Origin of the sequence: Streptomyces sp. NPDC001508 (assembly GCF_040298665.1) — a bacterium.
In the GTDB taxonomy this organism is placed as follows: domain Bacteria; phylum Actinomycetota; class Actinomycetes; order Streptomycetales; family Streptomycetaceae; genus Streptomyces.
The window spans coordinates 19,945-43,963 of record NZ_JBEPAP010000038.1 but is presented as its reverse complement, the minus strand read 5'-3'; the positions used below and the strand labels follow the sequence as shown (position 1 = coordinate 43,963).

23 protein-coding genes are annotated in these 24,019 nt (G+C 72.6%); 8 read left to right on the top strand and 15 right to left on the bottom strand.

Translation table 11 applies throughout. From position 1 onward, the window contains the following. Window positions 1-2 precede the first annotated feature (2 nt). Complete coding sequence (gene purE / locus ABT245_RS28800) at window positions 3-500, bottom strand: 5-(carboxyamino)imidazole ribonucleotide mutase (protein ID WP_351738816.1); 498 nt, start codon at window positions 498-500, stop codon at window positions 3-5. Window positions 501-520: 20 nt separating this feature from the next. Continuing rightward, window positions 521-1,660, bottom strand: coding sequence for a 5-(carboxyamino)imidazole ribonucleotide synthase (locus tag ABT245_RS28795; RefSeq protein ID WP_351738725.1), 1,140 nt, complete (start codon window positions 1,658-1,660; stop codon window positions 521-523). A gap of 187 nt (window positions 1,661-1,847) precedes the next feature. Between ABT245_RS28795 and ABT245_RS28790 the strand changes: the two genes are divergently transcribed. Further along, entirely contained in the window at window positions 1,848-2,351 is a 504-nt protein-coding gene (locus tag ABT245_RS28790) for a GtrA family protein (RefSeq protein ID WP_351738723.1), read from the top strand. Window positions 2,352-2,446: 95 nt separating this feature from the next. On the opposite strand, the gene ABT245_RS28785 is transcribed toward ABT245_RS28790, so the two are convergent. Together ABT245_RS28785 and ABT245_RS28780 are read right to left on the bottom strand one after the other, a co-directional pair. Continuing rightward, window positions 2,447-3,718, bottom strand: a complete 1,272-nt coding sequence (locus tag ABT245_RS28785; RefSeq protein WP_351738721.1) for a sensor histidine kinase — start codon at window positions 3,716-3,718, stop codon at window positions 2,447-2,449. Between the two features lie 31 nt (window positions 3,719-3,749). Continuing rightward, entirely contained in the window at window positions 3,750-4,427 is a 678-nt protein-coding gene (locus ABT245_RS28780) for a response regulator transcription factor (RefSeq protein ID WP_138048974.1), read from the bottom strand. A gap of 486 nt (window positions 4,428-4,913) precedes the next feature. Between ABT245_RS28780 and ABT245_RS28775 the strand changes: the two genes are divergently transcribed. After that, on the top strand, window positions 4,914-6,410 hold the full coding sequence (locus tag ABT245_RS28775; protein ID WP_351738718.1) for an oligopeptide:H+ symporter: 1,497 nt from the start codon (window positions 4,914-4,916) through the stop codon (window positions 6,408-6,410). Between the two features lie 653 nt (window positions 6,411-7,063). Here the strand turns inward: ABT245_RS28775 and ABT245_RS28770 are convergent. The 7 genes from ABT245_RS28770 to ABT245_RS28740 form a co-directional block, all read right to left on the bottom strand. Then, window positions 7,064-8,377, bottom strand: coding sequence for a hypothetical protein (locus ABT245_RS28770; RefSeq protein ID WP_351738715.1), 1,314 nt, complete (start codon window positions 8,375-8,377; stop codon window positions 7,064-7,066). Between the two features lie 2 nt (window positions 8,378-8,379). Then, window positions 8,380-9,471 (bottom strand): hypothetical protein, encoded by a 1,092-nt coding sequence (locus tag ABT245_RS28765; protein WP_351738713.1) that lies wholly within the window; start codon window positions 9,469-9,471, stop codon window positions 8,380-8,382. After that, complete coding sequence (locus ABT245_RS28760; protein WP_351738710.1) at window positions 9,468-10,376, bottom strand: COG1470 family protein; 909 nt, start codon at window positions 10,374-10,376, stop codon at window positions 9,468-9,470. The genes ABT245_RS28765 and ABT245_RS28760 overlap by 4 nt, the downstream gene beginning before the upstream one ends. A gap of 30 nt (window positions 10,377-10,406) precedes the next feature. Continuing rightward, the gene (locus ABT245_RS28755; protein ID WP_351738707.1) at window positions 10,407-11,141 is read right to left on the bottom strand and encodes an LPXTG cell wall anchor domain-containing protein; all 735 of its coding nucleotides are present in this window, start codon (window positions 11,139-11,141) and stop codon (window positions 10,407-10,409) included. Between the two features lie 682 nt (window positions 11,142-11,823). Then, window positions 11,824-12,360, bottom strand: coding sequence for an ATP-binding protein (locus ABT245_RS28750; protein ID WP_351738704.1), 537 nt, complete (start codon window positions 12,358-12,360; stop codon window positions 11,824-11,826). 20 nt (window positions 12,361-12,380) lie between these two features. Further along, the gene (locus ABT245_RS28745; RefSeq protein WP_351738701.1) at window positions 12,381-12,539 is read right to left on the bottom strand and encodes a hypothetical protein; all 159 of its coding nucleotides are present in this window, start codon (window positions 12,537-12,539) and stop codon (window positions 12,381-12,383) included. Between the two features lie 50 nt (window positions 12,540-12,589). Then, window positions 12,590-12,967: an STAS domain-containing protein gene (locus ABT245_RS28740; protein WP_351738699.1), complete on the bottom strand. Its 378-nt coding sequence runs from the start codon at window positions 12,965-12,967 to the stop codon at window positions 12,590-12,592. Window positions 12,968-13,286: 319 nt separating this feature from the next. On the opposite strand from ABT245_RS28740, the gene ABT245_RS28735 reads away from it, so the two are divergent. Further along, window positions 13,287-14,162 (top strand): RNA polymerase sigma factor SigF, encoded by an 876-nt coding sequence (locus ABT245_RS28735; protein ID WP_351738696.1) that lies wholly within the window; start codon window positions 13,287-13,289, stop codon window positions 14,160-14,162. A gap of 238 nt (window positions 14,163-14,400) precedes the next feature. On the opposite strand, the gene hutI is transcribed toward ABT245_RS28735, so the two are convergent. From hutI to hutU, 4 genes are all read right to left on the bottom strand, one after another. Continuing rightward, a complete protein-coding gene (gene hutI, locus ABT245_RS28730) occupies window positions 14,401-15,573 on the bottom strand; it encodes an imidazolonepropionase (protein ID WP_351738693.1) in 1,173 nt (390 codons plus the stop codon). Window positions 15,574-15,713: 140 nt separating this feature from the next. Then, complete coding sequence (locus tag ABT245_RS28725) at window positions 15,714-17,051, bottom strand: formimidoylglutamate deiminase (protein ID WP_351738691.1); 1,338 nt, start codon at window positions 17,049-17,051, stop codon at window positions 15,714-15,716. Continuing rightward, window positions 17,048-18,244, bottom strand: coding sequence for an allantoate amidohydrolase (locus tag ABT245_RS28720; RefSeq protein ID WP_351738813.1), 1,197 nt, complete (start codon window positions 18,242-18,244; stop codon window positions 17,048-17,050). Before ABT245_RS28720 ends, ABT245_RS28725 begins: the two co-directional genes overlap by 4 nt. 221 nt (window positions 18,245-18,465) lie before the next feature. Then, window positions 18,466-20,130 (bottom strand): urocanate hydratase, encoded by a 1,665-nt coding sequence (gene hutU / locus ABT245_RS28715; protein ID WP_351738689.1) that lies wholly within the window; start codon window positions 20,128-20,130, stop codon window positions 18,466-18,468. A gap of 140 nt (window positions 20,131-20,270) precedes the next feature. Here hutU and ABT245_RS28710 point away from each other — a divergent pair, with 140 nt between their 5' ends. The 5 genes from ABT245_RS28710 to ABT245_RS28690 all read left to right on the top strand — a co-directional run bounded on the left by ABT245_RS28710 (window position 20,271) and on the right by ABT245_RS28690 (window position 24,013). Continuing rightward, window positions 20,271-21,731 (top strand): type III PLP-dependent enzyme domain-containing protein, encoded by a 1,461-nt coding sequence (locus ABT245_RS28710; protein WP_502982214.1) that lies wholly within the window; start codon window positions 20,271-20,273, stop codon window positions 21,729-21,731. Window positions 21,732-21,899: 168 nt separating this feature from the next. Then, window positions 21,900-22,292 (top strand): hypothetical protein, encoded by a 393-nt coding sequence (locus ABT245_RS28705; RefSeq protein WP_351738687.1) that lies wholly within the window; start codon window positions 21,900-21,902, stop codon window positions 22,290-22,292. Further along, the gene (locus ABT245_RS28700) at window positions 22,289-23,098 is read left to right on the top strand and encodes a transcriptional regulator (protein WP_351738685.1); all 810 of its coding nucleotides are present in this window, start codon (window positions 22,289-22,291) and stop codon (window positions 23,096-23,098) included. The genes ABT245_RS28705 and ABT245_RS28700 overlap by 4 nt, the downstream gene beginning before the upstream one ends. Window positions 23,099-23,129: 31 nt before the next feature. Then, window positions 23,130-23,621: a roadblock/LC7 domain-containing protein gene (locus tag ABT245_RS28695; RefSeq protein ID WP_351738683.1), complete on the top strand. Its 492-nt coding sequence runs from the start codon at window positions 23,130-23,132 to the stop codon at window positions 23,619-23,621. 17 nt (window positions 23,622-23,638) lie between these two features. Then, the gene (locus ABT245_RS28690) at window positions 23,639-24,013 is read left to right on the top strand and encodes a roadblock/LC7 domain-containing protein (protein WP_351738680.1); all 375 of its coding nucleotides are present in this window, start codon (window positions 23,639-23,641) and stop codon (window positions 24,011-24,013) included. The last annotated feature ends 6 nt before the right edge of the window (window positions 24,014-24,019 follow it).

Sequence of the window (24,019 nt, the reverse complement as noted above, 5' to 3'; positions counted from 1 at the left end):
TGTCACTTCCCGAAACCGAAGCCGTTCGACCCTTCCGCCTTGGCGCGCAGCCGTTTGCCCTTCTCGGTCGCCTGGTCTTTCAGCTCCTGCTGGAAGTCCCGCATACGGACGAGGAGTTCGTCGTCGTGCACGGCGAGGATACGGGCCGCGAGGAGACCGGCGTTGCGGGCACCGCCGACGGAGACGGTGGCCACGGGGACACCGGCCGGCATCTGCACGATCGACAGCAGGCTGTCCATGCCGTCGAGGTGCTTCAGCGGGACCGGGACGCCGACGACCGGCAGCGGGGTGACCGATGCGAGCATGCCGGGCAGATGGGCGGCGCCGCCCGCGCCCGCGATGATCACCTTCAGTCCGCGCTCCGCCGCTCGTTCGCCGTACGCGATCATCTCGCGCGGCATGCGGTGCGCGGAGACGACGTCGACCTCATAGTCGATCTCGAACTCGTCGAGGGCCTTGGCGGCGGCCTCCATGACGGGCCAGTCGGAGTCCGACCCCATGACGATGCCAACAACGGGGCTCATTCGGTGATGGTGCCTCTCAGATAGCCGGCTGCGTGACGGGCGCGCTCCAGCACGTCGTCCAGGTCGTCGCCGTAGGTGTTGACGTGCCCCACCTTGCGGCCGGGCTTCACATCCTTGCCATACATATGGATCTTGAGCTGGGGGTCCCGGGCCATGCAGTGCAGATACGCCGAGTACATGTCGGGGTAGTCGCCGCCGAGCACATTGACCATGACGGTCCACTTCGCGCGCGGGCGCGGGTCGCCGAGCGGGAGGTCTAGGACCGCGCGGACATGGTTGGCGAACTGCGATGTGATCGCGCCGTCCTGGCTCCAGTGGCCGGAATTGTGCGGGCGCATCGCCAGTTCGTTGACGAGGATGCGGCCGTCGCGGGTCTGGAACAGCTCGACGGCGAGGTGGCCGACGACGCCGAGTTCCTTGGCGATGCGCAGCGCCAGCTCCTCGGCCCGCAGCGAGAGCGACTCGTCCAGGCCGGGGGCCGGGGCGATCACCGTGTCGCAGACCCCGCCGACCTGCCGGGACTCCACCACCGGGTAGGCGACGGCCTGGCCGTGCGGGGAGCGTACGACGTTCGCGGCCAGCTCGCGGACGTAGTCGACCTTCTCCTCGGCGAGCACGGGGACGCCTGCGCGGAACGGGTCGGCCGCCTCCTCGGCGGACTGAACGACCCACACGCCCTTGCCGTCGTAGCCGCCGCGCACGGTCTTCAGGACGACCGGGAACCCGTCGCCCTCGGCCGCGAAGCGGGCCACGTCCTCCGGGTCGGCCACGATCCGGTGCCGTGGGCTCGGCACGCCGATGGCGTCGAGCTTCGCGCGCATCACCCCCTTGTCCTGGGCGTGCACCAGCGCGTCGGGGCCCGGGCGGACGGGAACGCCGTCCGCCTCCAGGGCGCGCAGGTGCTCGGTGGGCACATGCTCGTGATCGAAGGTGATCACGTCGCAGCCCCGCGCGAACGCGCGCAGCGTGTCCAGGTCGCGGTAGTCGCCGATGACGACATCGCCGACGACCTGTGCCGCGGAGTCCTGTGGGGTGTCACTGAGGAGCTTGAATCTGATGCCGAGCGGGATGCCCGCCTCGTGTGTCATACGAGCGAGCTGGCCCCCGCCGATCATGCCGACTACCGGGAACGTCACGACCCCAGGGTATCGGCCGCGCCACGACGACCGGATTCCGCTCCTCTTCGCCGTCGTCTTATCCGTATTTCGCCCGTTCCTTTTTGCCCTCTCCTGCCGACCCGTGGCCGGATGCAGAGGCAGGAGCGGTGGCCGCTGGTTAGCATGGCTGGGTCGGCGAAACCTACGGACAGGAGCCTGCACGACCATGGAACCAGGTTCCTCGGGGCTGCGAAGGCTTGTGCACGAGGTCGCCAAGTTCGGCGCCGTGGGCGGCGCGGGACTACTCGTCAATCTGGGCGTGTTCAACCTCGTACGGCACGTCACGGAGCTGCCGGTCGTCCGGGCCAGCGTCATCGCCACCGTCGTCGCGATCGTCTTCAACTACATCGGCTTCCGCTACTTCACGTACCGGGACCGCGACAAGAGCGGCCGCACCCGGGAACTCACCCTGTTCCTGCTGTTCAGCGTGGTCGGCCTGGTGATCGAGAACGGCGTCCTGTACGCGGCGACGTACGGGTTCGGCTGGGACAGCCCGCTGCAGAGCAACGTCTTCAAGTTCTTGGGCATCGCCGTCGCGACCCTGTTCCGCTTCTGGTCCTACCGCAGCTGGGTGTTCCGGGCCATGCCCGCCCGGGAGACGGTGGTCGGCGCGGAGTCGTACCTGGCCGCGGAGACCCCGCAGAACCGCCAGCGCCAGCGGATCTCCTAGGAAGCGCCGCCCCGAAGCGGCGGGGACCCGCGGGACCGGCCACACCCCCACTCGCAGCCGACCGACGACCAGAACCGGCCAAACCGAGCAGAGCGTCAACGCACTGTCGGCTGCTCCCCGTCCGGCTTCTTCAGCGGAGGCGTGCGGGACAGGAACAGGCCGAACACCGGTGGCTGGGCCTGAAGGAGTTCCAGTCGTCCCCCGTCCGCCTCCGCGAGATCGCGGGCCACGGCCAAACCGATCCCCGTCGAGTTCCGTCCGCTGATCGCCCGCTCGAAGATCCGGGCGCCGAGGTCGGCCGGCACCCCGGGCCCCTCGTCGGTGACCTCGACCACGGCCTGGTTGCCGGTGACGCGGGTGCGCAGCGCGACCGTGCCGCCCCCGTGCATCAGCGAGTTCTCGATCAGCGCGGCCAGTACCTGGGCCACCGCGCCCGGCGTGCCCACCGCCCGCAGATGCCGCTTGCCGGAGCTGACGATGGCCCGGCCCACGCTGCGGTAGGCGGGCCGCCACTCGGCGAGCTGCTGCTGGATGACCTCGTCCAGGTCGAAGCTGACCGCGGAGCCGGTACGCGGGTCACGGGCGTTCGTCAGCAGCCGCTCCACCACGTCCGTCAGCCGTTCCACCTGGGCGAGCGCCACGTTCGCCTCGTCCTTCACCGTGTCCGGGTCGTCGGTGAGGGTGATCTCCTCCAGCCGCATCGACAGCGCGGTCAGCGGCGTACGCAGCTGGTGGGAGGCGTCGGCGGCCAGCCGCCGCTCGGCGGTGAGCATCCGGGCGATGCGCTCCGCGGAGGAGTCCAGCACATCGGCGACCCGGTCCAGCTCGGGCACCCCGTACCGCTTGTGCCGGGGCCGCGGATCGCCGGAGCCGAGCCGTTCCGCGGTCTCCGCGAGGTCGGTCAGCGGGGACGCGAGGCGGTTCGCCTGGCGCACCGCGAGCAGCACCGCGGCGATCACCGCGAGCAGCGCCACCGCCCCGATGATCAGCAGCGTCCGGCCCACCTCACGGGTGACCGAGGAACGCGGCTCCTGGACAGTGACCCGCTCGCCCTCCTCGCCGTCGGCGCTGGACTGGATGACCTCGCCCTGCGGCTTGGTGCCGACCGTGATCGGCGACCGGTCGGGCATCCGGATGATCGCGTACTGGCCCGTGCCGACCTGGTTGCGCAGTATGTCCGCGGTGACGTCCTCCGCGCCGAGGATGCGGCTGTCCACGATGCTGGCCAGCCGCAGCGCCTCGGAGTCCACCCGCTCCTGGGCACTGTTGCTGATCGTCCGGGTCTCGACGATGACGAGGGACACACCGAAGACGGCGATCACCACGAGCACCACGGCGAGCGTGGACTGGATCAGTCGGCGGCGCATGTCCTCCTACCCGGTGCTTCCCCGAAGGGGCTCAGCTCTTCTCGAAGCGGAAGCCGACCCCGCGCACGGTCGCGATGTACCGCGGGTTCGCCGCGTCGTCGCCGAGCTTCTTGCGCAGCCAGGAGATGTGCATGTCGAGCGTCTTGGTCGACGACCACCACGTGGTGTCCCAGACCTCACGCATCAACTGGTCACGGGTGACGACCCGGCCGGCGTCCCGGACCAGGACCCGCAGCAGGTCGAACTCCTTCGCGGTGAGCTGGAGTTCCTCGTCGCCCATCCACGCGCGGTGCGACTCGACGTCGATCCGCACGCCGTGCGTGGCCGGCGGCTGCTGCGGCTCCGCGGCGCCGCGGCGCAGCAGGGCCCGGACGCGGGCGAGGAGTTCGGCGAGACGGAAGGGCTTGGTGACGTAGTCGTCGGCGCCGGCGTCCAGGCCGACGACGGTGTCCACCTCGTCGGCGCGCGCGGTCAGGATGAGGATGGGCACGGCGTGGCCCTCGGCACGCAGCCGGCGGGCGACCTCCAGGCCGTCCATGCCGGGCAGGCCCAGGTCCAGCACGACCAGGTCGACGCCACCCTGTATTCCGGCGTCGAGCGCGGTGGGTCCGTCCTCGCGCACCTCGACCTCGTAACCTTCCCGGCGCAGGGCGCGGGCCAGCGGCTCCGAGATGGACGCGTCGTCCTCGGCGAGCAGTACACGGGTCATGGAGTGATGGTAGTCCGCTCACGCGGCGTGCTGGGGTGTGATCGTGACCCGGGATTCTTACCTTGGGTCACAGCGGTACGAACCTGTGTACGGAAGGTGCGACGGTGGGGGGACCTTCGGAACCGGGCGCCCGGTTCCACCGGCACCTGTGATCCATGTCTCAAGTCCTTCCATATCCGGCACTGTCCTGCCGTATGGTGATGTGAGAATACCTGTGTGCACAGGGGACCTTTGGCGCGTACTCGACGCTGGAGGTCTCTTTTGTGTGCGGGCCGGCCCGCGCCGGCCTCGAAGGAACGACCTCTGGCCGGCCCCGCACGCGCTCATCGCGCGACGGGGCGTGGACCCCGGTGGTCACCGTCCGCCGCCCCGCGATCCGGGGCGGGACACCCCGTGGGCGTGGGGACGGACGGCCCACCCGCCGGTGCCGGCCGCCCCACCGGGCGCGCAACGCTCCACGCGCGTCCCGACCAGCAAGGAACGACCATGGCGTCCAGCCTGACGAAGGACTCGCTCCAACCGGGCACCCTCGGCACCGGGAGGACCTTCTTCGGCCACCCCCGGGGACTGGCCACCCTCTTCATGACCGAGATGTGGGAGCGATTCTCCTACTACGGCATGCGGGCCCTGCTCCCGCTGTATCTGGTGGCCCCGGCCGGGCTGCACCTCGACGCGGCCACGGCGACCGCGATCTACTCGGTGTACCTGTCCCTCGTGTACCTGCTCGCCCTGCCCGGCGGCTGGTTCGCGGACCGTGTCCTCGGCCCCCGCAGGACGGTCGCCGTCGCCGGCACGGTCATCATGCTCGGTCATCTCACCCTGGCACTGCCGAGCGCCGGCACCTTCTACGCCGGACTCGGCCTGGTCGCGATCGGTTCCGGCCTGCTGAAGGCCAACATCTCGACGATGGTCGGCCACCTCTACGACGGCCCGGAGGACCCGCGCCGCGACGGTGGCTTCACGCTCTTCTACATCGGCATCAACGTGGGGGCCTTCGCGGCGCCGCTGGTCATCGGCACCGTCGGGCAGAAGGTCAACTGGCATCTGGGCTTCGCGCTCGCCGCGCTCGGTATGGCGCTGGGCCTGGCCCAGTTCCTGCTCGGCACCCGGTATCTGAGCCCGCGCTCGAACGTGGTGCCGACGCCGCTGTCGGCACAGGAGAAGGCCGCCACGCTGCGCAAGGCGGCCCTGTGGGCGGCCGTCGCCGCCGTCTTCTACGCCTTCGTCGGCTTCTCCGGTGTCTACACCCTGAACTGGGTGATGGTTCCGATCATCGTCGCCGGCCTGGCCATCCCGGTCATAGTGCTGGCGCGCATCAAGCGCGACAAGGAACTGGACCGCACCGAGCAGTCCCGGATGTCGGCGTACATCTGGTTCTTCGTCGCCGCGGCCGTGTTCTGGATGATCTACGACCAGGGCGGTTCGACGCTGTCGATCTTCGCCGACGGCCGGGCGGAGAACAGTGTGTTCGGCCGGCAGTTCCCGGTCTCCTGGTACCAGTCGGTCAACCCGGTGATGATCATGGCGTTCGCGCCGGTCTTCGCCGCGCTGTGGCTGACGCTGGCCCGGCGGGGCAAGGAGCCGAGCACGGCGACGAAGTTCGCCCTCGGCCTGATCCTGATCGGCGCGTCCTTCTTCCTCTTCCTGGCCCCGCTGTCGATCGCCGGGGACGGTCACAAGGCGGCCGCGCTGTGGCTGGTCGCGATCTACTTCGTGCAGACCGTCGGGGAACTGCTGCTCTCCCCGGTCGGCCTGTCGGTCACCACGAAGATGGCGCCCGCGAAGTACGCCTCGCAGATGATGGGCGTCTGGTTCCTTGCCGTCACCGCCGGCGACGCCACGACCGGTCTGCTCGGCGTGGCGGGCGTCAACCTGGACAAGATGGGCATCGTGGCCCTGGAGGCGACGCTCGCGGTCGTCGCCGGTACGGCGGTGTGGATGTACCGCGGAAAGGTGAAGCACCTGATGGGCACCGTCAACTGACCGCTCCGCACCCCAAGCCCGCCACCGGTGTGCCCCACGCCCCAGAGGGGAACGCCTTCCCCCTTTCACCACCCCGCCTCCCCAGCAGCGGGCTCCCGACGGGTCCGGTGGGGGGCTCCGGCAGGAGTGACGGGGGCCCGGTGGGGCGGGCGTGGGGCTTCAGCAGGGCCGGTGGGGGCCCGGCAGGCCCGGCGGGGAGACTCCGACAGGAGTGACGGGGACCCGGTGGGCCCAGCGACGGGGGGCTTCAGCAGGGCAGGTGGGGGCCCGACGGACCCGGCGGGGAGACTCCGACAGGAGTGACGGGGACCCGGTGGGCCCAGCGACGGGGGACTTCAGCAGGGCAGGTGGGGGCCCGACGGACCCGGCGGGGAGACTCCGACAGGAGTGACGGGGCCCGGTGGGTCCGGCGACGGGGGGCTTCAGCAGGGCCGGTGGGGGCCCCGGTGGGTCCGGCGGAGGGGGCTTCGGCAGGCCCGATGACGGGCTCCCCGGCGAGTCCGGCACAGGGGGCTTCGGCAGGCCAGCAGTCTTGCCAGCCCCGGCGGCGGGCTCACCGGCGGGTCCGGGCGACGGGGCTTCGGCCGGTCGGAGGGCCCGGTACGGCGGTCAGTGCAGCCGCCCCCGGGCCCGATCGTATGTCGGCGGAGTGCTCAGCGGGTCCTGCGGCGGGGCATGAAGGTGAAGACCGCCGCGCCCAGCAGGATCGCCGTGCCGGCCACCAGTCCGAGGGCCTTGACGGCGCCGTGGTCGTCGGAGCCCGTCGCGGCCAGACCGCCGCCGGTGGCACCGCCGCCGGTCGACGAGCCGCCCGAGGACGAGGAGCCGCCCGCGGCCCCGCCCGGCTGGGCCGCCGTGTCGAGGGTGAGCGAGACCTCCGACTCGGTCGGCGTGCAGGTCGTCGTCGTACCCAGGGCCTCGACCGTCAGGACGCCCGGCGAGAGCGTGGACGTACCGCTCGCACCCGGCTTGTAGGTGCCGGTCAGGTCGGGGATCTCGATCGGGTCGCCGGACTTGATGGCGGCGGGGTTCATCGGCCCCTCCACATGCACGGTGCCCTTGTCGGCACCGCCCAGAACCACCTCCATCGACGGCTTGACGGAGTCCTTCGGAATGTCGGCGGGGCTGTCCATCACCGACTTCTTGAACTGCACGGTGAGGTCATAACTCCCGCCCTGCTTCCTGGCGTTGATCTGCACCGGCGAGGTCGCGCTCTTGTCGCCGATCGGCGTCTTGCAGGCGTAGGGGACCTGGACCTCCTTGCCGGTGAAGTCGGTCTGGCCGCCGCCGGTGCCGTCGCTCTCGCTCGCCGAGGCGGACGGGGTGGGCGTGGGCGTGGCCGTGGGGGTGGGCGTGGCCGACGGGGAGGCCGAATCGGACGGCGTGGGCGATGGGCTCGGCGAACTCCCGTCGCCCGCGGTCACCTCGATGGTCGCCGCCTTCTGCACGGTCTCCGTAGGCGTGCACTTGGTGTCCGTAGACATGGCGTTGACGGTGTACGCATCGGGCGTCAGCGTCACCTCGCCGGGCGCCGTCAGTTTCAGCGTGCCCTTCATGTCGGACAGCACCATGGCACCGCCCTTGGGAATCGCCGGGTTCTCGCGCGGCCCCTGCATCGCGAGGTCCGCGGTCTGCGCGCCGGCCGCCTTCAGGGTGCCGGACGGCTGCACCGAGTTCGCGGGCAGGTCGATGATGTCGGGGTTCTTCGAGGCGGCCTGCGCGAACTTCCACACGATGTCGACCGTGTCGCCGACCTTCGCGGTGGCCGGGGCGGTGATCTCGACCTTCGTCGTGCCGTCCACCGGGTCGATGCCCGCGGGCGGTACACAGTGGGTGGCGAACGACACCTCGGCGGCCTGCGCGGGCGGCACGGCCACCCCCAGCAGGACACCCGCCCCGCCGAGTATCAGCGCGGCCGCCGCCGCGCCCGCGCCGCGTCCGCCGACCGGTGTGACTCTCCTTCGCATGCTCACGTGGGTCCCTTCGTGGTGGGAGTCGTAGGACTCGTCGGGCTGTCGTCGTGCGGTGCGGAGAGCCGACCGGCCGTGCCCGGACCGGAGTGCGGGGTGAACCACGGCAGGGTCGGGGTCGCGGCGGGCCCGGCGGCCGGCGCCCGCGGCCCGGGCGCCCGGAGCGCCGGCCGGGGCAGCCGGAAGGGCGGCCGGGGCAGCCCCCGGTGGCGCACGCCGCCCGCCCGGCGCGGCCGCACCCGGTCCACCACGGCCAGGCCGGCCCGGAACAGGGCGGCCGGTACGACCAGACAGAGCAGGATCCAGAACAGCGTCACGCCCCAGGGCCGGCCCACGCCCCACGGCTGCTCGGCGAGGACCTTGCCGCCGTACCGCAGCGACACGGTGTAGTCGCCGTGCGCCCCGGCGGCGAGTTCGACGGGCAGCTTGATCTGCGCCTTCTTGCCGGGCGCGAGGGTGCCGCGCCACTGCTGCTCGTCCCACTGCGGGGCGAACACGCCGTGCGCGGAGCCGACTTGGAACACCGGGTCGCGGACGGCCGTCGACCCGAGGTTGCCCACGGTGAAGACCAGCGTCCGGGAGGGAGGCGCGCCGAACCAGGTGAGCACCCCGCTGGACCCGTCGAGCCGGGTGTCGGACAGGACCGCGAGACGCCCGGTGGCGGGCTCGGCGGGCAGCGGCTCGACGGCGTGCCCGGCGACCTGGAACGCGGCGTCCGCGTCGGCCCGCGCGCCGGTCACGGTGGCCACGTGCACCACGCACGGGCAGGGCACCGGCGGCTCGGTGACCGGCAGTTTCCGGCTGAAGCCGCCGTGGGCGTCGGTGGTGACGGCCCGGCCGTCGCCGTTGGCACAGGAGTTGGTGCCGCCGATCACGCCCCGCCCGGGTGTGGCCCGCCCGCAGATCAACAGCATCAGCAGGGTGCGCGGCCGCCAGCCGGTGCCGCTGACGGTGACCGACCCTCCGGTGCCCGCCTGGGACGCGGACAGTTCGACGACGGGCCGCTGCGCCGCCTGCGCCGGGGCCGCGAGCGGCAGCAGGAGCAGTGCGAGCACCGCCGTCAGCACCGGGATTCGCAGCTTGCCGCTCACGTCACCGCTCCCGTCAACTCGACCTCCGTACACGGGGATTCGCCGTCGGTCGCGACCGGGCGGCGGCCCCGGCGACGGCGTACGACGAGTGCCGCCGCCACGCCGGCCGCCGCCGCGGCGGCCCCGGCGCCGAGCGCGCCCCAGGGCACGAACCGCGCCGACGTGTCCGCCGTGGCGCGCGCACCGCCCGGCGCGGTCACCGTCAGCCGTACGTCGACCGCGTCCAGGGCGGGCCGGTCGGTCCATGGCTCGCTCAGCCGCAGCCGGTGGCCGGGGGCCAGCCGGACGGGCAGGGTGCGCGGTGCACGGTCCAGGACCCGGCCGAAGACGCCGTCCGCGCGCACCGCGAGCCGCGGTACAAGGACGGTCGTACCGCGGTTGACCAGCTCGTATGTGATGCGGTCGGCGTGCACGGCCGGATTCTCGACGGTCAGCGCGGACAGCGCGGGCCCGCCGACGCGCAGCCGGATCCGTACGGTTTCGGCCCGGCCGTGGCCGTCCTGGGCGACGAGCGTGCCGGAGCGGTCGCCGGGTGCGGCCTCGGCCGGCACGGCCAGCGTGAACGGGACGTCGGCGCGGGTGCGGGCGGGGACCCGCACACCGGTCTCGGCGAAATGGACGCGCAGGCCGGTGCCCCGCAGCCGTACCGTGACCGGTCGGGTGGTCCGGTTGGTCACGGACACGGTGTCCCGCAGGACCGCGCCGGGCGTGCCCTCGGCGTAGAACGAGGGTCGCGCGCCGCCGGCGGGCGCGAGGGACCAGCCGGCGGACCCGGCGACCGGCACTGACCCGGCGGGCCCCGCGGCAGGGCGGGACCGGTCGGCCGCCGCGGTCGTCGGGGCGGCGCCGAGCAGGGGCAGCAGGGTGAGCAGGGACAGGCACAGGGCACGGGCGGCGGACGGCATCGGCGGCTCCAGCGGTCGGGCCCGGGGGGCTCAGCGGCGTACGGGCTGGTTCCGCCGCGTCACCCACAAGGCGCCGGCCAGACCGGCGAGCAGGACGGTGCCGCCCAGCGTGCCGAGGGCGATCGCGGAGTCGTCGGGGCCGGTCTGCGGGAGCTGCCCGGCGGAGTCGCCGCCGCTCGGGGCGGAGCCCGCGGACGAACCCGAGGAGTCCGACGACGAGGCCGAAGAGTCGGACGACGAGGCTGAGGAGCCGCCGGCCGCCGTGATGTCCAGGGTCAGCGAGGGCTTGGGGTCGTTGGACGGGGTACAGGTCGTCGTGGTGCCGAGAGCCTTGATGGTGAGGACGCCGGCCGTGAAGGTGACCTTGCCCGACTTCTTCGGCGTGTACGTACCGCTCAGATCGCTGATCTTGATGGGTGTGTTGGCGGGGATCGCGGCCTGGTTGGCCGGGCCCGACACGCTCAGCGTGCCGCTGTCGGCGCCGCCCAGCCTGATGGTGGCGCTCGGGTTCATGGCACCCTTGCCGAGTTCGACCGGGCTGGAGGAGACGCCCTTCTGCCAGGACATGGTGATCTTGTAGCCGTCGCCGCTCTTGACGCCCTTGATGTCGATGGGCGACACGGCGCTCTTGTCGCCGATGGGCGTCTTGCACTGGTAGTCGACGTCGACGACATCGGCCCGGGCCGCGGGCGCGGCCAGCAGCACCACCGAGCCGGCCAGCACCGCGGCGGACGCGAGCGCGGCGGTTCGTTTCGGGTACGACACGGTCCACCCCATTCCTGACGGCACATCAGATCGGCCGTCAAGGTACGCCCGGGGTCGTAAGGAGGGAAGAGACGACGCAAGCCGGAGTTGTGACGATCCGGCGCGCGAGGGAGGGAGCCCGGGTGGAGAAAACACCCCCGAACACCCCCGCCCAGACACCCACGCCAGCCCCCTCCCTCACCCAAACGGCCCACCCGAACCAGACGAGCCGGTGCACGGACGTTCAGGGGGCGCGGGGCGCACGGGTCACGCGAGCGCGGGACGTACAGGACAGGCAAGCGCGGGACGTACAGGGCAGGGGCAGGGGACGCGGGACGCACGGGGCGGGCGAGCGCGGGACGCACGGGGCAGGGGACGCGGGGCCTACAGGCCAGGCGAGCGCGGGGCACGGGCGTCAGGCGGTCAAGGGCGCCGGGCGGGCGCGGGGCGCGGACGTCAGCCCGAACGCACCGCCTCCGCACAGGGCAGGGCAGGCAATCCCGAGGCGTAGGGGCCAGGCCGAGCCGATCACATCCACCCAGGCCAGACCGGCGCGCGCCGCACAAGCCAAACCCGCGCACCCGGTAGGCCGGACCTACACAGGCGTACGACTCACCCCGACAAGACGCCCCTACAAGCCGAACCCGCGCCCCGTGCCACAGGCGTACGGCATTCGCCGCGCAAGCCGAGCGCACGCGGGGTGTCAGGCCGGGGCGCCCAGTTCGGCCCAGACTCGTTTGCCGGGCGTGCCCGGGGTCCGTACCACGCCCCAGTCCAGGCAGAGCCGCTGCACGATGAACATGCCGTGGCCGCCTGGGCGCCCCGCGCGGTGCGGGTTGCGGGGGGCCGGCTGGCCGGTGCCCCGGTCGGAGACCTCGATGCGGATCGCCTTGTTGTCGAGGGCGAGGAACAGTTCCTCGGGGCCCTCGGCATGCAGACACGCATTGGTGACCAGTTCGGAGACGACGAGCAGGACGTCCTCGGCGGCGGCCCGCTGGTCGGCGGAGGCGGCGGGCAGCCAGCCCCACGCGTACAACGCCTGGCGGGTGAAGTCACGGGCGAGCGGCACGACGCCGCTCTCGCCGTACAGACGGAGCCTGCGGGCCTGTGGACCCTCCGGCGGAACGGCCGCTGCCCCCGCGGACGCGCCGTCGCCGGGCGCTCCCCCCTCGGACGCCCCGGAAGCGCCGCTCGGCTCCGGGCCGCGGTCGCCCGGCGGGTAAGGCCGGGTGGTGCTCATCAGCGCTTCACCTCACCGATTCACCAGTTCACGATCGAGCACTTCACGATCGAGTAGTTCACGTTCAACATGCGGTCGCGGTCGGCATCCGTCGGCCCATACGTCACCCACAGATCGTCCATCGGTTCCGCGACACTCCCGGCGGCCGACCGGTCCAGGATGTCTCCTGCCCGGCGCACCGGACGAAACACCCCCCGATTCGGGGGGCCCGGGAAGGTCCACGGCGGGCTCAGTCGGTCTCGTCGACCAGGGCCGCCTCAACGGTGTCGTGGACGGTGAAGACCGCCTCCGCCCCGGTGATCTCGAACACCCGGGCCACGACCGGCTGCATGGCCGCCAGATGCACCCCGCCCCCCGCGGCCTCCGCCTTCAGGCGGGCGCCGAGCAGCACATTGAGGCCCGTGGAGTCGCAGAACTCCAGCCGTGAGCAGTCCACGACGAGTCGGGAGAAGCCCTTGCCCAGGAGGTCGTCGAGCGGCTCGCGCAGCAGATCGGCGGTGTGGTGATCCAGCTCACCCGCCGGTGCCACCACGGCGCTGGAGCCCGCCTCCCGCACCTCCACCAGAAGCCGGCCCGACTGTGCGCTGCCGACCGTCCCGCGGTCCATGCCGTCTGTCTCCCGAGGTCGTGGCTGCTGACTGAGGTCCCGCTGATGCCCTGCTCGTGCTTCTGCGCCTGCTTGCTCGCGCATGCGTAGCCAGGGCTCCGCGGTCGCCCTCGAACACTACGCCTTCCGTACGCACTCCGACACCCGAACAACCGCACACAAACGGACACATAACCACAAAAGCCACTTGCAACGGTCTCGGTGAAGCAGGTAGGGCTAGTAAGGACACACAAACCGACACGGCCGGCTTTGGAGGCGCCGCACACCGCAGTGCACGCATGGCTTCGGCAGCCCAATGCCGAGAACGATGGAGGACACCATGTCACCCCGGCTCGACGCATCGCATACCCCGACCGCGACGTCGACACCCCCACCGGAACAACTGGATCCCATCGCGGGGCTTCCCGAGATCCCCCCGTACGACGAGGTCGGAGCCGTCGACGCACGGGCGTTGTCCAGGACCCTCTTCGAGCGGCTGGAGTCGCTGGAGGAAGGCACCCACGAATTCGCGTACGTCCGCAACACCCTCGTCGAACTCAACCTCGCGCTGGTCAAGTTCGCCGCCTCCCGCTTCCGCTCCCGCAGCGAGCCGATGGAGGACATCATCCAGGTCGGCACGATCGGCCTGATCAAGGCGATCGACCGCTTCCAGCTCTCCCGCGGTGTCGAGTTCCCGACCTTCGCGATGCCGACCATCATCGGCGAGATCAAGCGGTTCTTCCGGGACACCTCGTGGTCCGTGCGCGTGCCGCGCCGACTGCAGGAACTGCGCCTCGACCTGGCCAAGGCGGGTGACGAACTGGCCCAGCAACTGGACCGCGCCCCGACGGTGTCCGAACTCGCCCGGCGGCTCGGCATCTCGAACGAGGAGGTCGTCGAGGGCATGGCTGCCTCCAACGCGTACACCGCCTCCTCGCTGGACGCCCAGCCCGAGGAGGACGACGCCGAGGGCGCGCTCGCGGCCCGTATCGGCTACGAGGACCATGGGCTCGAAGGCATCGAGTACGTCGAGTCGTTGAAGCCGCTGATCGCCGAACTCCCGCCGCGGGACCGGAAGATCCTCTCCCTGCGGTTCGTGGCCGGCCTGACCCAGTCGGAGATCGGCGAGGAACTCGGCATCTCGCAGATGCACGTGTCCCGGCTGCTGTCACGGACGTTGGTACGGCTGCGCAAGGGGCTGACGCTGGAGGAATGAGCCTCCCGGCCTCCCGGGCCGTCCAGCTTTCCGGACGCCCGGGTCTGGCAGCCTCCCGAGCCGCCCGGCCTCCCGGGCCGTCCACTCTGCCGAGCCGCCCAGCCTTCCGGGCCGCCCACCTCCCGAGCCACCCAGCCTTCCGGGAGCGGCCTCCCGACCTCCCGGGTCTGGCAGCCTCCCGGGCCGCCCACGCCGCCCGGCCTTCCCGGGCCTCCCGGACGTCCCTTGGTGGCCCGGGTCACAGGACCCGGGTGCCTCGGCGCCAGACACCGGTCACCAGGGGCACACCCGGCCGGTAGGCCAGATGTACATGGCTCGGGGCGTCCAGGAGGGTCAGGTCGGCGTAGGCGCCGGGGGTGAGGCGGCCGATGTCGGTGCGGCGCAGGGCCGCGGCGCCGCCCGCCGTGGCCGACCAGACCGCCTCGTCCGGCGTCATGCCCATGTCCCGCACGGCCAGTGCCACGCAGAAGGGCACCGACGACGTGAAGGACGAACCGGGGTTGCAGTCCGTCGACAGCGCGACCGTGACGCCCGCGTCGAGCAGCCGGCGGGCGTCGGGCCACTGGGCGCGCGTGGAGAACTCGGCGCCGGGCAGCAGCGTCGCGACGGTGGTGCCGCTCGCGAGGGCGTCGACGTCCGCGTCCGTGAGGTGGGTGCAGTGGTCGGCGCTCGCCGCGTCCAGTTCGACCGCCAGGCGCACGCCGGGCCCGTGGGAGAGCTGGTTGGCGTGGACCCGGGGGTGCAGCCCCTTCGCCCTGCCCGCCGTGAGGATCGCCCGGGCCTGGTCGCCGTCGAAGGCGCCCTGCTCGCAGAAGACATCGATCCAACGGGCGTACGGTGCGCAGGCGTCCAGCATCTCGCCGGTGACCAGGGCGACATACGCGGCCGGGTCGTCGGCGTAGTCCGGTGACACGATGTGCGCGCCGAGGTAGGTGACCTCGTCGGTGTGGGCGGCGGCGATGCGCAGCGAGCGCGCCTCGTCGGCGACCGTCAGGCCGTACCCGGACTTCGTCTCGAACGTCGTCGTGCCCTGGCGCAGCGCCTCGGACAGGTAACGGGTGAGGTTCGCCTCCAGTTCCCCGTCCGTGGCGGCGCGGGTGGCCGCCACCGTCGTCCGGATGCCGCCCGCCCGGTAGGGGCGGCCGGACATGCGGGCGTTGAACTCGGCGGTGCGGTCGCCCGCGAAGACCAGGTGCGAGTGGGAGTCGACGAAGCCCGGCAGCACCGCCCGGCCGCCGGCGTCGACCCGATTGTCAGTGGCGGGTGCTTTGCTGGATTCACCGGTCCAGACGACCCGGTCGCCGTCGATGACGACGGCCGCGTCCTGGATCAGACCGAGAGGGGAACCGTCGCCTGAGGAGGGATCGTTGGTGACCAGCGTGGCGATGTCGGTGATGGCGGTGCTGCTCATGGCGTCCTTGTCCGTGGGCGGGCCGGTCGGGAACGGGCTCTTCGGGAGCGGGATCTTCGGGGGCAGACTGACCGGGGGGAGACTGATCGGGGGCGGGGTCGTGAGGGGCGGGCTCGTGAGGGGCGGGCTGATCAGGGGTGTCAGGCGCGCAGGGCTTCTACCGCTGCCGCCAGCGCCTGCGGGACATCGGGGACGAGCGTGTGCGCCCCGTCGCGTACGACATGCCGGCCCGCGACGACCGTGTGCCGCACGTCCGCCGCGCTCGCGGCGAATACGGCGGTCTCGGCGCCGAGCCTGGGCAGCGGCCCGGCCGTCCTGACCGAGTCGAGCGCGATCGTCGTGAGGTCGGCGAGCGCGCCCGCCTCGATGGTGCCCGCCCCGTCCCAGCCGAGGGCGGCGTGGCCGTCGGCGGTGGCGGCGCGCAGCAGGGCGGCGGCCGTCCAGTGACCCCGGGCGCGGGTGCGCAGGCGTTCGTTCAGCTCCATGGCGCGCGCCTCTTCGAGCAGGTCGATGACGGCATGGCTGTCGGAGCCGAGGCTGAGCGGGGAGCCCGCGTGTTGCAGGGCCGCCGCGGGGCCGATGCCGTCGGCCAGGTCCCGCTCGGTCGTCGGGCACATGCAGGTGCCGGTGCCGGAGCCGCCGAGCAGGGCGATGTCCTCGCCGGTGACATGGGTGTTGTGCACGCCGGTGGTGCGCGGGCCGAGGACACCGTGGTCGGCGAGGAGCCGGGTGGGGGTGCGGCCGTGCGCCTCCAGGCATGCCTTGTTCTCGGCGGTCTGCTCGGACAGATGCACATGGAGCGGGGCCCGCCGCTCCTGCGCCCACCGCGCCACCGTCGCCAACTGCCCTGCGGGCACGGCCCGTACGGAGTGGACGGCCGCCCCGATCCGTGCGTGATCCCGTTCCTTGAGAAGTGAACAGCGTGTGGCCCAGGCCTCGGCGGTGCCGTCGGAGAAGCGGCGCTGATGGGTGGTGGGCGGGCTGCCGAAGCCGGCGGAGAGATAACAGGTGTCGAGGAGGGTGATGCGGATGCCGGCTTCGGCCGCAGCGTCGATGAGCGCCTCGCCCATGGCGTTCGGGTCGGCGTAGCGGGTGCCGCCGGGCGCGTGGTGCACGTAGTGGAACTCGCCGACCGCCGTGACGCCCGCAAGCGCCATCTCCGCGTACACGGCGCGGGCCAGGGCGTGGTAGGTGTCCGGGGTCAGTCTGTCGGCGAACGAGTACATGACCTCGCGCCAGGTCCAGAAGGTGCCGGAGCCGACCTGGACGGTGCCGCGCAGGGCGCGGTGGAAGGCGTGGCTGTGCGCGTTGGCCAGCCCGGGGAGGGTGAGACCGCGCAGCACCTCGGCCCCGGGCGGCGGGGCAGGCGTCCGGTGGCGTACGGCCGTGATGCGTCCGTCCGCCACCTCGACGGCCACGCCTGGCTCGACCCGGTCGCGAAGCCAGGCGTGTTCCATCCAGTAGGTCGTCTTGGTCACGCGCGGGCCAGCCCTTCCAGTACGTCGGCGAGCGCGGTCACCCCGGCCGCGCAGTCGTCCTCGGCGGCGAACTCGGCCGGGGAGTGCGAGACCCCGGTGGGGTTGCGCACGAACAGCATGGCGGTCGGGATGCTCCCGGAGAGGATTCCCGCGTCGTGTCCGGCACCGGTTCCCAGGACGGGCACCTTCAAGCGCGTCCCCAGGATGCGGGCGAGTTCGTCGCGCAGGGCGTGGTCGAACCCGACGACGGGCGTGAAGGACTCGCGGACCATGTCGACGTCGACGCCGTGGGCGGCGGCGTACTCGCGCGCGGCCTGCTCCACGCCCGTGACGACCGTGTCGAGGGCCGTCTGGTCTACGGCGCGTGCGTCGAGCCAGCCGCGCACCAGGGAGGGGATGGCGTTGACCCCGTTCGGCTCGACGGCGATCTTGCCGAAGGTGGCGACGGCGGCGGCAAGCCGGGCCTCGCGGCGGGCGGCGAGCACGGTCTCGGCGTACGGCAGCATCGGGTCGCGCCGGTCGGCGAGCCGGGTGGTGCCGGCGTGGTTGGCCTCGCCGCGGAAGTCGAGCCGCCACCGCCCGTGCGGCCAGATGGCGTCGGCGAGGCCGACCGGGTCGCCGGACAGGTCGAGCGCCCGGCCCTGTTCGACGTGGAGTTCCACGAACGCGCCGATGCGGGCCAGCCGCTCCGGGTCCGGCCCGATGGCGTCGGGGTCGTGTCCGGCGGCGGCCATGGCCCGGGGCAGCGTGACGCCGTCGGCGTCGGTCAGCCGGTGCGCCTGCTCGACGGTGAGCTGTCCGGCGGTCAGCCGGGAGCCGACACAGGCGAGCCCGAACCGGGCGCCCTCCTCGTCGCCGAAGTTCACGATGGCGAGGGGCCGGCCGAACCGCACGCCCCTCGCGCGCAGTTCGTCGAGGGCGGCGAAGGCGGAGACCACGCCGAGGGGCCCGTCGAAGGCGCCGCCGTCGGGCACGGAGTCGAGGTGCGACCCGGTGACCACGGCGTCCCCGGCGGCCGGGTCCCCCAGCCAGGCCCACTGGTTGCCGTTGCGGTCGGTCTCGTACGCGAGTCCGCGCCGCTCGGCCTGCTCCCGGAACCAGGCACGGCACTCGGCATCGGCCCCGGTCCAGGCGTAGCGCCGGTAGCCGCCCGAGTCGGGGTGCCGGCCGACGGGCAGCAGTTCGGCCCACATCTCGTGGAAGGAGGGCGTGCGGTGGCCCGCGGCCCCGTCGGGCCCGTCGTGGCCGGTGGCCCCGCGATGCCGTGGGGCCTCGTTCCGCGGGGCGGCCGGGGGGCCGCCCGTACCCGTGCTCGTGGCGGATTCCCGGGGGAGGGCGGGCACGGCCGCAGCCGCGGACGGCGACGTGTCCTCGGCCCCCGCCGGGAGGCGGCCCTGCCCGCTCGGATCCCGGCTCACGCGTGGTCACCCTCGCGCATCGGCACCCGCACGCCGCGCTCGGCGGCCACCGACTCGGCGCTGTCGTAGCCCGCGTCCACATGCCGGATGACGCCCATGCCGGGGTCGTTGGTGAGCACACGGCGGATCTTCTCGCCGCCGAGTTTCGTGCCGTCGGCGACCGTCACCTGGCCGGCGTGGATGGAGCGGCCCATGCCGACGCCGCCGCCGTGGTGGATGGAGACCCAGGAGGCGCCGGAGGCGACGTTGACCATGGCGTTCAGCAGTGGCCAGTCGGCGATCGCGTCGGAGCCGTCGAGCATGGCCTCGGTCTCGCGGTACGGGGAGGCGACGGAGCCGCAGTCGAGGTGGTCGCGGCCGATGGCGAGGGGGGCCGCCAGTTCCCCGGACGCCACCATGTCGTTGAAGCGCTCGCCTGCCTTGTCGCGTTCGCCGTAGCCGAGCCAGCAGATGCGGGCGGGCAGGCCCTGGAAGTGGACTCGCTCGCCGGCCATCCTGATCCAGCGGGCCAGGGACTCGTTCTCCGGGAACAGCTCAAGGATCGCCTTGTCGGTCTTGGCGATGTCGGCCGCCTCGCCCGACAGGGCCGCCCACCGGAAGGGTCCCTTGCCTTCGCAGAACAGCGGACGGATATAGGCAGGGACGAAGCCGGGGAAAGCGAACGCCCGGTCGTATCCGGCGAGTTGAGCCTCGCCACGGATCGAGTTGCCGTAGTCGAAGACCTCCGCGCCGGCGTCCTGGAAGCCGACCATGGCCTCGACGTGCCGGGCCATGGACTCGCGGGCGCGGGTGGTGAAGCCGGCCGGGTCCTTGGCGGCGGCGGAGGCCATGTCGTCGAAGGCGATACCGACCGGCAGATACGCGAGCGGGTCGTGGGCGGAGGTCTGGTCGGTGACGATGTCGATCGGGGCGTTCATCGCGAGCAGGTCCGGGACCAGTTCGGCCGCGTTGCCGAGGACGCCGATGGACAGCGGGCGGCGGGCGTCGCGCGCCTCCACGGCCAGACGGAGTGCGTGGTCGACGGAGTCGGCCCGGACGTCGAGGTAGCGGTGCTCGATGCGCCGCTCGATGGCGCGCGGGTCGCAGTCGACGCAGATGACGACGCCGTCGTTCATGGTGACGGCGAGCGGCTGGGCGCCGCCCATGCCGCCGAGCCCCGCGGTCAGGGTGATCGTCCCGGCGAGGGTGCCGCCGAACTTCTTCGCGGCCACGGCGGCGAAGGTCTCGTAGGTGCCCTGGAGGATGCCCTGGGTGCCGATGTAGATCCAGGAGCCGGCGGTCATCTGGCCGTACATGGTCAGGCCGAGGGCCTCCAGACGACGGAACTCCTCCCAGTTGGCCCAGTCGCCGACGAGGTTGGAGTTGGCGAGCAGGACGCGCGGGGCCCACTCGTGGGTCTGCATCACGCCGACCGGGCGGCCGGACTGGACGAGCATGGTCTCGTCCTGCTTGAGGGTCTTCAGCGTGCGGACCATGGCGTCGAAGGAGCGCCAGTCGCGGGCGGCCTTGCCGGTGCCGCCGTAGACGACGAGCTTGTCGGGGTGCTCGGCGACCTCGGGGTCCAGGTTGTTCTGCAGCATCCGCAGGGCGGCCTCCTGCTGCCATCCCAGGGCGCTCAGTTCCGTGCCGCGGGGCGCTCGTACGGCGCGGGGTCCTGACATGGTGTGCCTCCTAGCGGATCGCTCCCGGTGGGTCACTGCGGCTTGTTGCTGTGGTTATTCACATCCTGACGTCATGAATAGGGCTAGTCAATACGCGGGCGGGCCGCCGCGGGAGGCGTCATGGATGTTTGGCTGGACGCATGGGCTCAGGCAACGACTGGACGGGGGGCGCCGTGGACACCGGTGAAGACACGCACACGGACGGGACCTACGACGAGATGCGCGTGGAGGCGCGCGAAGCCGCGGCGGACGGGCACGGGCGTACCGCCCGACGGGACCGGGCGGTACGGGCCGCCGTGGCGCAGGGGCTGCTCGGGCCCACGGCACCCGTCGTCGGACTGCTGGACGTCACCGGCATCCGGGACTCGGCGGCGGCACTGCGGGCGGCGTTCGACGCGGTGGTGGCGCCGGGCACACCGGTGCTGCACGCCTTCGCCGTGAAGGCGACCCCGCTGGTGGCCGTCGTGCGGCTGCTGGACGGCGAGGGCATCGGCGCGGAGGTGGCCAGCCCGGGCGAACTGGCGCTGGCGCGGGCGGCCGGGGTCCCGCCGCAGCGCACCGTGCTCGACTCGCCCGCCAAGACACCGGCCGAACTGCGCGAGGCGCTGGCGCTTGGCATCGCGGTCAACGCTGACAACGCACAGGAACTGGACCGCATCGACGGCCTGGTGCGGTCGGCGCCGACCCGATCCCGGCTGGGCATCCGGGTCAATCCGCAGATCGGCGGGGGCTCCATCGGGGCCACCTCGACGGCGACGGCGACCTCCAAGTTCGGGGTGGGGCTGCGCGACGAGGGCGCCCGCGAGTGGGTCGTACGTGCCTTCCTGGACCGGCCGTGGCTGACCCGGCTGCATGCGCACACCGGCTCGCAGGGCATCCCGCTGGCGCTGCTGGCACAGGGCGTGGCGGAGACGTACGCGCTCGCCGAGGAGATCAACGAGCGCGCCGGGCGACCGCAGATCGACACGCTCGACATCGGCGGCGGGCTGCCGGTGAACTTCGAGTCGGACACGACGGCGCCGACCTACGCGCGGTACGCCCGTGCACTGCGGGAGGCCGTGCCGGGGCTGTTCGACGGACGGTACGGGCTGGTGACCGAGTTCGGGCGGTCGCTGCTGGCCAAGCACGGCACCGTGGTGGCGCGGGTGGAGTACGCCAAGAGCGCCGGCGGGCGACGGGTCGCGGTGACCCACGCGGGCGTGCAGGTGGCGACGCGGACGGTGTACGCGCCGACGGCGTGGCCGCTCAGGATCGCCGTGTACGACGCGAAGGGGCGGCCCAAGTCCGGGCCCGAGGTGGTGCAGGACGTGGCCGGGCCGGCCTGCTTCTCCGGCGACCTGCTGGCCGAGGGCCGTGTGCTGCCCCCGCTCGACCAGGGGGACTACGCGGCGGCCCTGGACACGGGCGCCTACTACTTCGCCCACCACTACGCGTACAACTCGCTGGCCAGGCCCGGGGTGTACGGCTTCGCGCCGGACGGCACGGGTGAGGTGGCCTTCGCGACGGTGCGGGCGCCGCAGACGATCGAGGAGATCGTGGCCGAGTCGGGAGGGTCGCACGCCGCCGCACTCACCACCCTGCGGACACCCGAGCGCCCCTGACGCACCCCGGGCGCGATGGCCAACGGGCTTGCGGCGCACCACAGTTGAGTCACCCTAGTTCATCGGCCGCATGTTCCTACGGAAAATGCCAGAAGCCTCACCCGTCCCGCACACCGCGCGTAGTGTCGTCGTCACTCAGCCGGAGTCCCAGGCGGGAGGGGAGCCACGGTGCCCGGAATCGACGCGTGCTTACTGGAGGCCATGCGACTGCCCGGTGCCCGGGGCGCCGCGCTGGTCGACTGGACGAGCGGACTGGCCCTGGGCACCGTCGGGGAAGCCCCCGGCGAGGACCATGAGACATCCGCGGCGGAGGCCGCCGAGCTGGCCCGGCTGGCCGCCGAGCACGGGGCGTTCGCCGCCGCCGACGACCCCGGCGGTGAACGCCCCCCGGTCGAGGACCTGATCGTCAGCAACCGGGACAGCTACCACCTGCTGCGGTTCGTGGACACGCCCTTCGACAGCACCGTCTTCCTGCATCTGTGGCTGGCCCGCGAGGAAGGCAACCTCGCGCTCGCCCGCATCCGGCTCGGCGAGATGGCCGGCCGACTGGTGCTGGAATGACCATGGTCACCACACCGCCACCACCGCTGCCCGTGCGGAACGGGGCGACCGCCTGGGAGCAGACCCACGGCGCCCTGTCCCCGATGCTCAGCCGGCTCGCCGACGAGCGGGCCACCGGGGTGCTCGTGCGCGAGCACGGCACGCTGCTGCTGCACGAGGGCCGGGTGATCCACGCGGAGAGCCCCTTCGCACCCGGCCTCGATGTGCTCCTCACCGCCCGGGGCACGCTCGACGACGCCGTGTGGCGGCAGGCCGTGGAACGGGCCGCCGACCCGCCGGGCGCCGTCCGGCTGCTGCTCGACGCCGGCCGGCTGACCACGGGCGCGCTGGAGCTGTGCCATCTGGGCGCGCTGTACGACGCCGGGTACTTCGCGCTGGCCCCCAGCAGCGCCCCCGGTCGCTTCCGCTACGAGGCCGTGGCCCGGCCAGGACCGCTGCGTCCGGTCCCCGTGACGGCGCTGGAGCGCGAGACGCTGCGCCGCCGCCGGCTGCTGCACCGCATCTGGGCCGACCCGGCCGTCGACGAGGCGCCGCTGATCCGGGCCGACCCGGTCGCGGCCCCGCCCCTCACACCACGCGGGCGGGCGGTGCTGAACCGCGCCGACGGCGTCCGCACGGCCCCCCAGATCGCCCGTGAGCTGGGCAGACACGCGTTCCACACCCTGGTGGACGTACGACGGCTGGCGGCGGCCGGGCTGCTGTCGCCGGGACGCTCGACGGCCGCCGCTCCCCTACCCACCCCCGAGGTCAACGACCCCGACATCGCGCTGCTGAAGAGGCTCAGGGATGCGCTGGAGGCCCTTTGAACGGCACCGTCCCACCGAGAGGAGACACCTGATGGCGGCCGAGTCGGACATCCTCGACGAGCTGCGCCGACTGCGCACCCGCGTCCCCCAGCTCACCGGCGCCCTCGCGGCCGGCGTCGACGGTCTCGTCGTCGCCCAGGACACCCCCGGCGTCGATCCCGAGGGCCTGGCCGCGCTCACCGCCGCCGCGCTCGGCGTCGCCGTGCGGCTCGCCGACGCGACCGGCCAGGGCGAGCTGCGGGAACTGCTCGTCCGCGGCTCCGGCGGCTATGTCGCCACCTATGCGGCGGGCCGTACCGCGGTCCTCACCCTGCTCACCCAGGACCGGGTCAACGTCGGCCGGCTGCACCTGGAGGGCCGCCGGGCCGCCGCCCGGATCGGCGAGCTGGTCGACGCCGCGGAGAGCGCCGCGGCACAGCGGGCCGGGAACCCGGCGGCGGGCCGTACCGCCGCCGCACGTACCAGAACCACGCGCGCCCAGGGCGCCGCCATGACCGACGCGCGCACCGCAACCGACAGTTGACGAAAGGAAGCACCGCCATGGCCAACACCGAAACAGCGTTGAAAGAGGCGATCACCTCCATCGAGGGTGCCACCGGCGTCGCGCTGGTCGACTACACCAGCGGGATGGCGCTGGGCACGATGGGCGGCAGCAAGACCTTCGATCTGAACGTGGCCGCCGCCGGCAACACCGACGTCATCCGGGCCAAGATGCGCACCATGGAGCACCTGGGCCTGAAGAGCGAGATCGAGGACATCCTGATCACGCTGAGCAACCAGTACCACCTGGTCCGGCTGCTCAAGGGCCGGGGCGGCAACGGTCTGTTCCTGTATCTGGTGCTGGACTCCGGCCGGGCCAACCTCGCGATGGCCCGGCACCAGCTGAAGAAGATAGAGCAGGACCTGGAGGTCTGAGGCGAG

Excerpts from the sequence above, each read along its gene's own strand:
- purE (WP_351738816.1), bottom strand. The coding sequence starts at position 500 with ATGGGGTCGGACTCCGACTGGCCCGTCATGGAGGCCGCCGCCAAGGCC.
- ABT245_RS28790 (WP_351738723.1), top strand. The coding sequence starts at position 1,848 with ATGGAACCAGGTTCCTCGGGGCTGCGAAGGCTTGTGCACGAGGTCGCC.
- ABT245_RS28785 (WP_351738721.1), bottom strand. The coding sequence starts at position 3,718 with ATGCGCCGCCGACTGATCCAGTCCACGCTCGCCGTGGTGCTCGTGGTG.
- ABT245_RS28780 (WP_138048974.1), bottom strand. The coding sequence starts at position 4,427 with ATGACCCGTGTACTGCTCGCCGAGGACGACGCGTCCATCTCGGAGCCG.
- ABT245_RS28775 (WP_351738718.1), top strand. The coding sequence starts at position 4,914 with ATGGCGTCCAGCCTGACGAAGGACTCGCTCCAACCGGGCACCCTCGGC.
- ABT245_RS28770 (WP_351738715.1), bottom strand. The coding sequence starts at position 8,377 with ATGCGAAGGAGAGTCACACCGGTCGGCGGACGCGGCGCGGGCGCGGCG.
- ABT245_RS28760 (WP_351738710.1), bottom strand. The coding sequence starts at position 10,376 with ATGCCGTCCGCCGCCCGTGCCCTGTGCCTGTCCCTGCTCACCCTGCTG.
- ABT245_RS28750 (WP_351738704.1), bottom strand. The coding sequence starts at position 12,360 with ATGAGCACCACCCGGCCTTACCCGCCGGGCGACCGCGGCCCGGAGCCG.
- ABT245_RS28740 (WP_351738699.1), bottom strand. The coding sequence starts at position 12,967 with ATGGACCGCGGGACGGTCGGCAGCGCACAGTCGGGCCGGCTTCTGGTG.
- ABT245_RS28735 (WP_351738696.1), top strand. The coding sequence starts at position 13,287 with ATGTCACCCCGGCTCGACGCATCGCATACCCCGACCGCGACGTCGACA.
- hutI (WP_351738693.1), bottom strand. The coding sequence starts at position 15,573 with ATGAGCAGCACCGCCATCACCGACATCGCCACGCTGGTCACCAACGAT.
- ABT245_RS28720 (WP_351738813.1), bottom strand. The coding sequence starts at position 18,244 with ATGTGGGCCGAACTGCTGCCCGTCGGCCGGCACCCCGACTCGGGCGGC.
- hutU (WP_351738689.1), bottom strand. The coding sequence starts at position 20,130 with ATGTCAGGACCCCGCGCCGTACGAGCGCCCCGCGGCACGGAACTGAGC.
- ABT245_RS28710 (WP_502982214.1), top strand. The coding sequence starts at position 20,271 with ATGGGCTCAGGCAACGACTGGACGGGGGGCGCCGTGGACACCGGTGAA.
- ABT245_RS28700 (WP_351738685.1), top strand. The coding sequence starts at position 22,289 with ATGACCATGGTCACCACACCGCCACCACCGCTGCCCGTGCGGAACGGG.
- ABT245_RS28695 (WP_351738683.1), top strand. The coding sequence starts at position 23,130 with ATGGCGGCCGAGTCGGACATCCTCGACGAGCTGCGCCGACTGCGCACC.
- ABT245_RS28690 (WP_351738680.1), top strand. The coding sequence starts at position 23,639 with ATGGCCAACACCGAAACAGCGTTGAAAGAGGCGATCACCTCCATCGAG.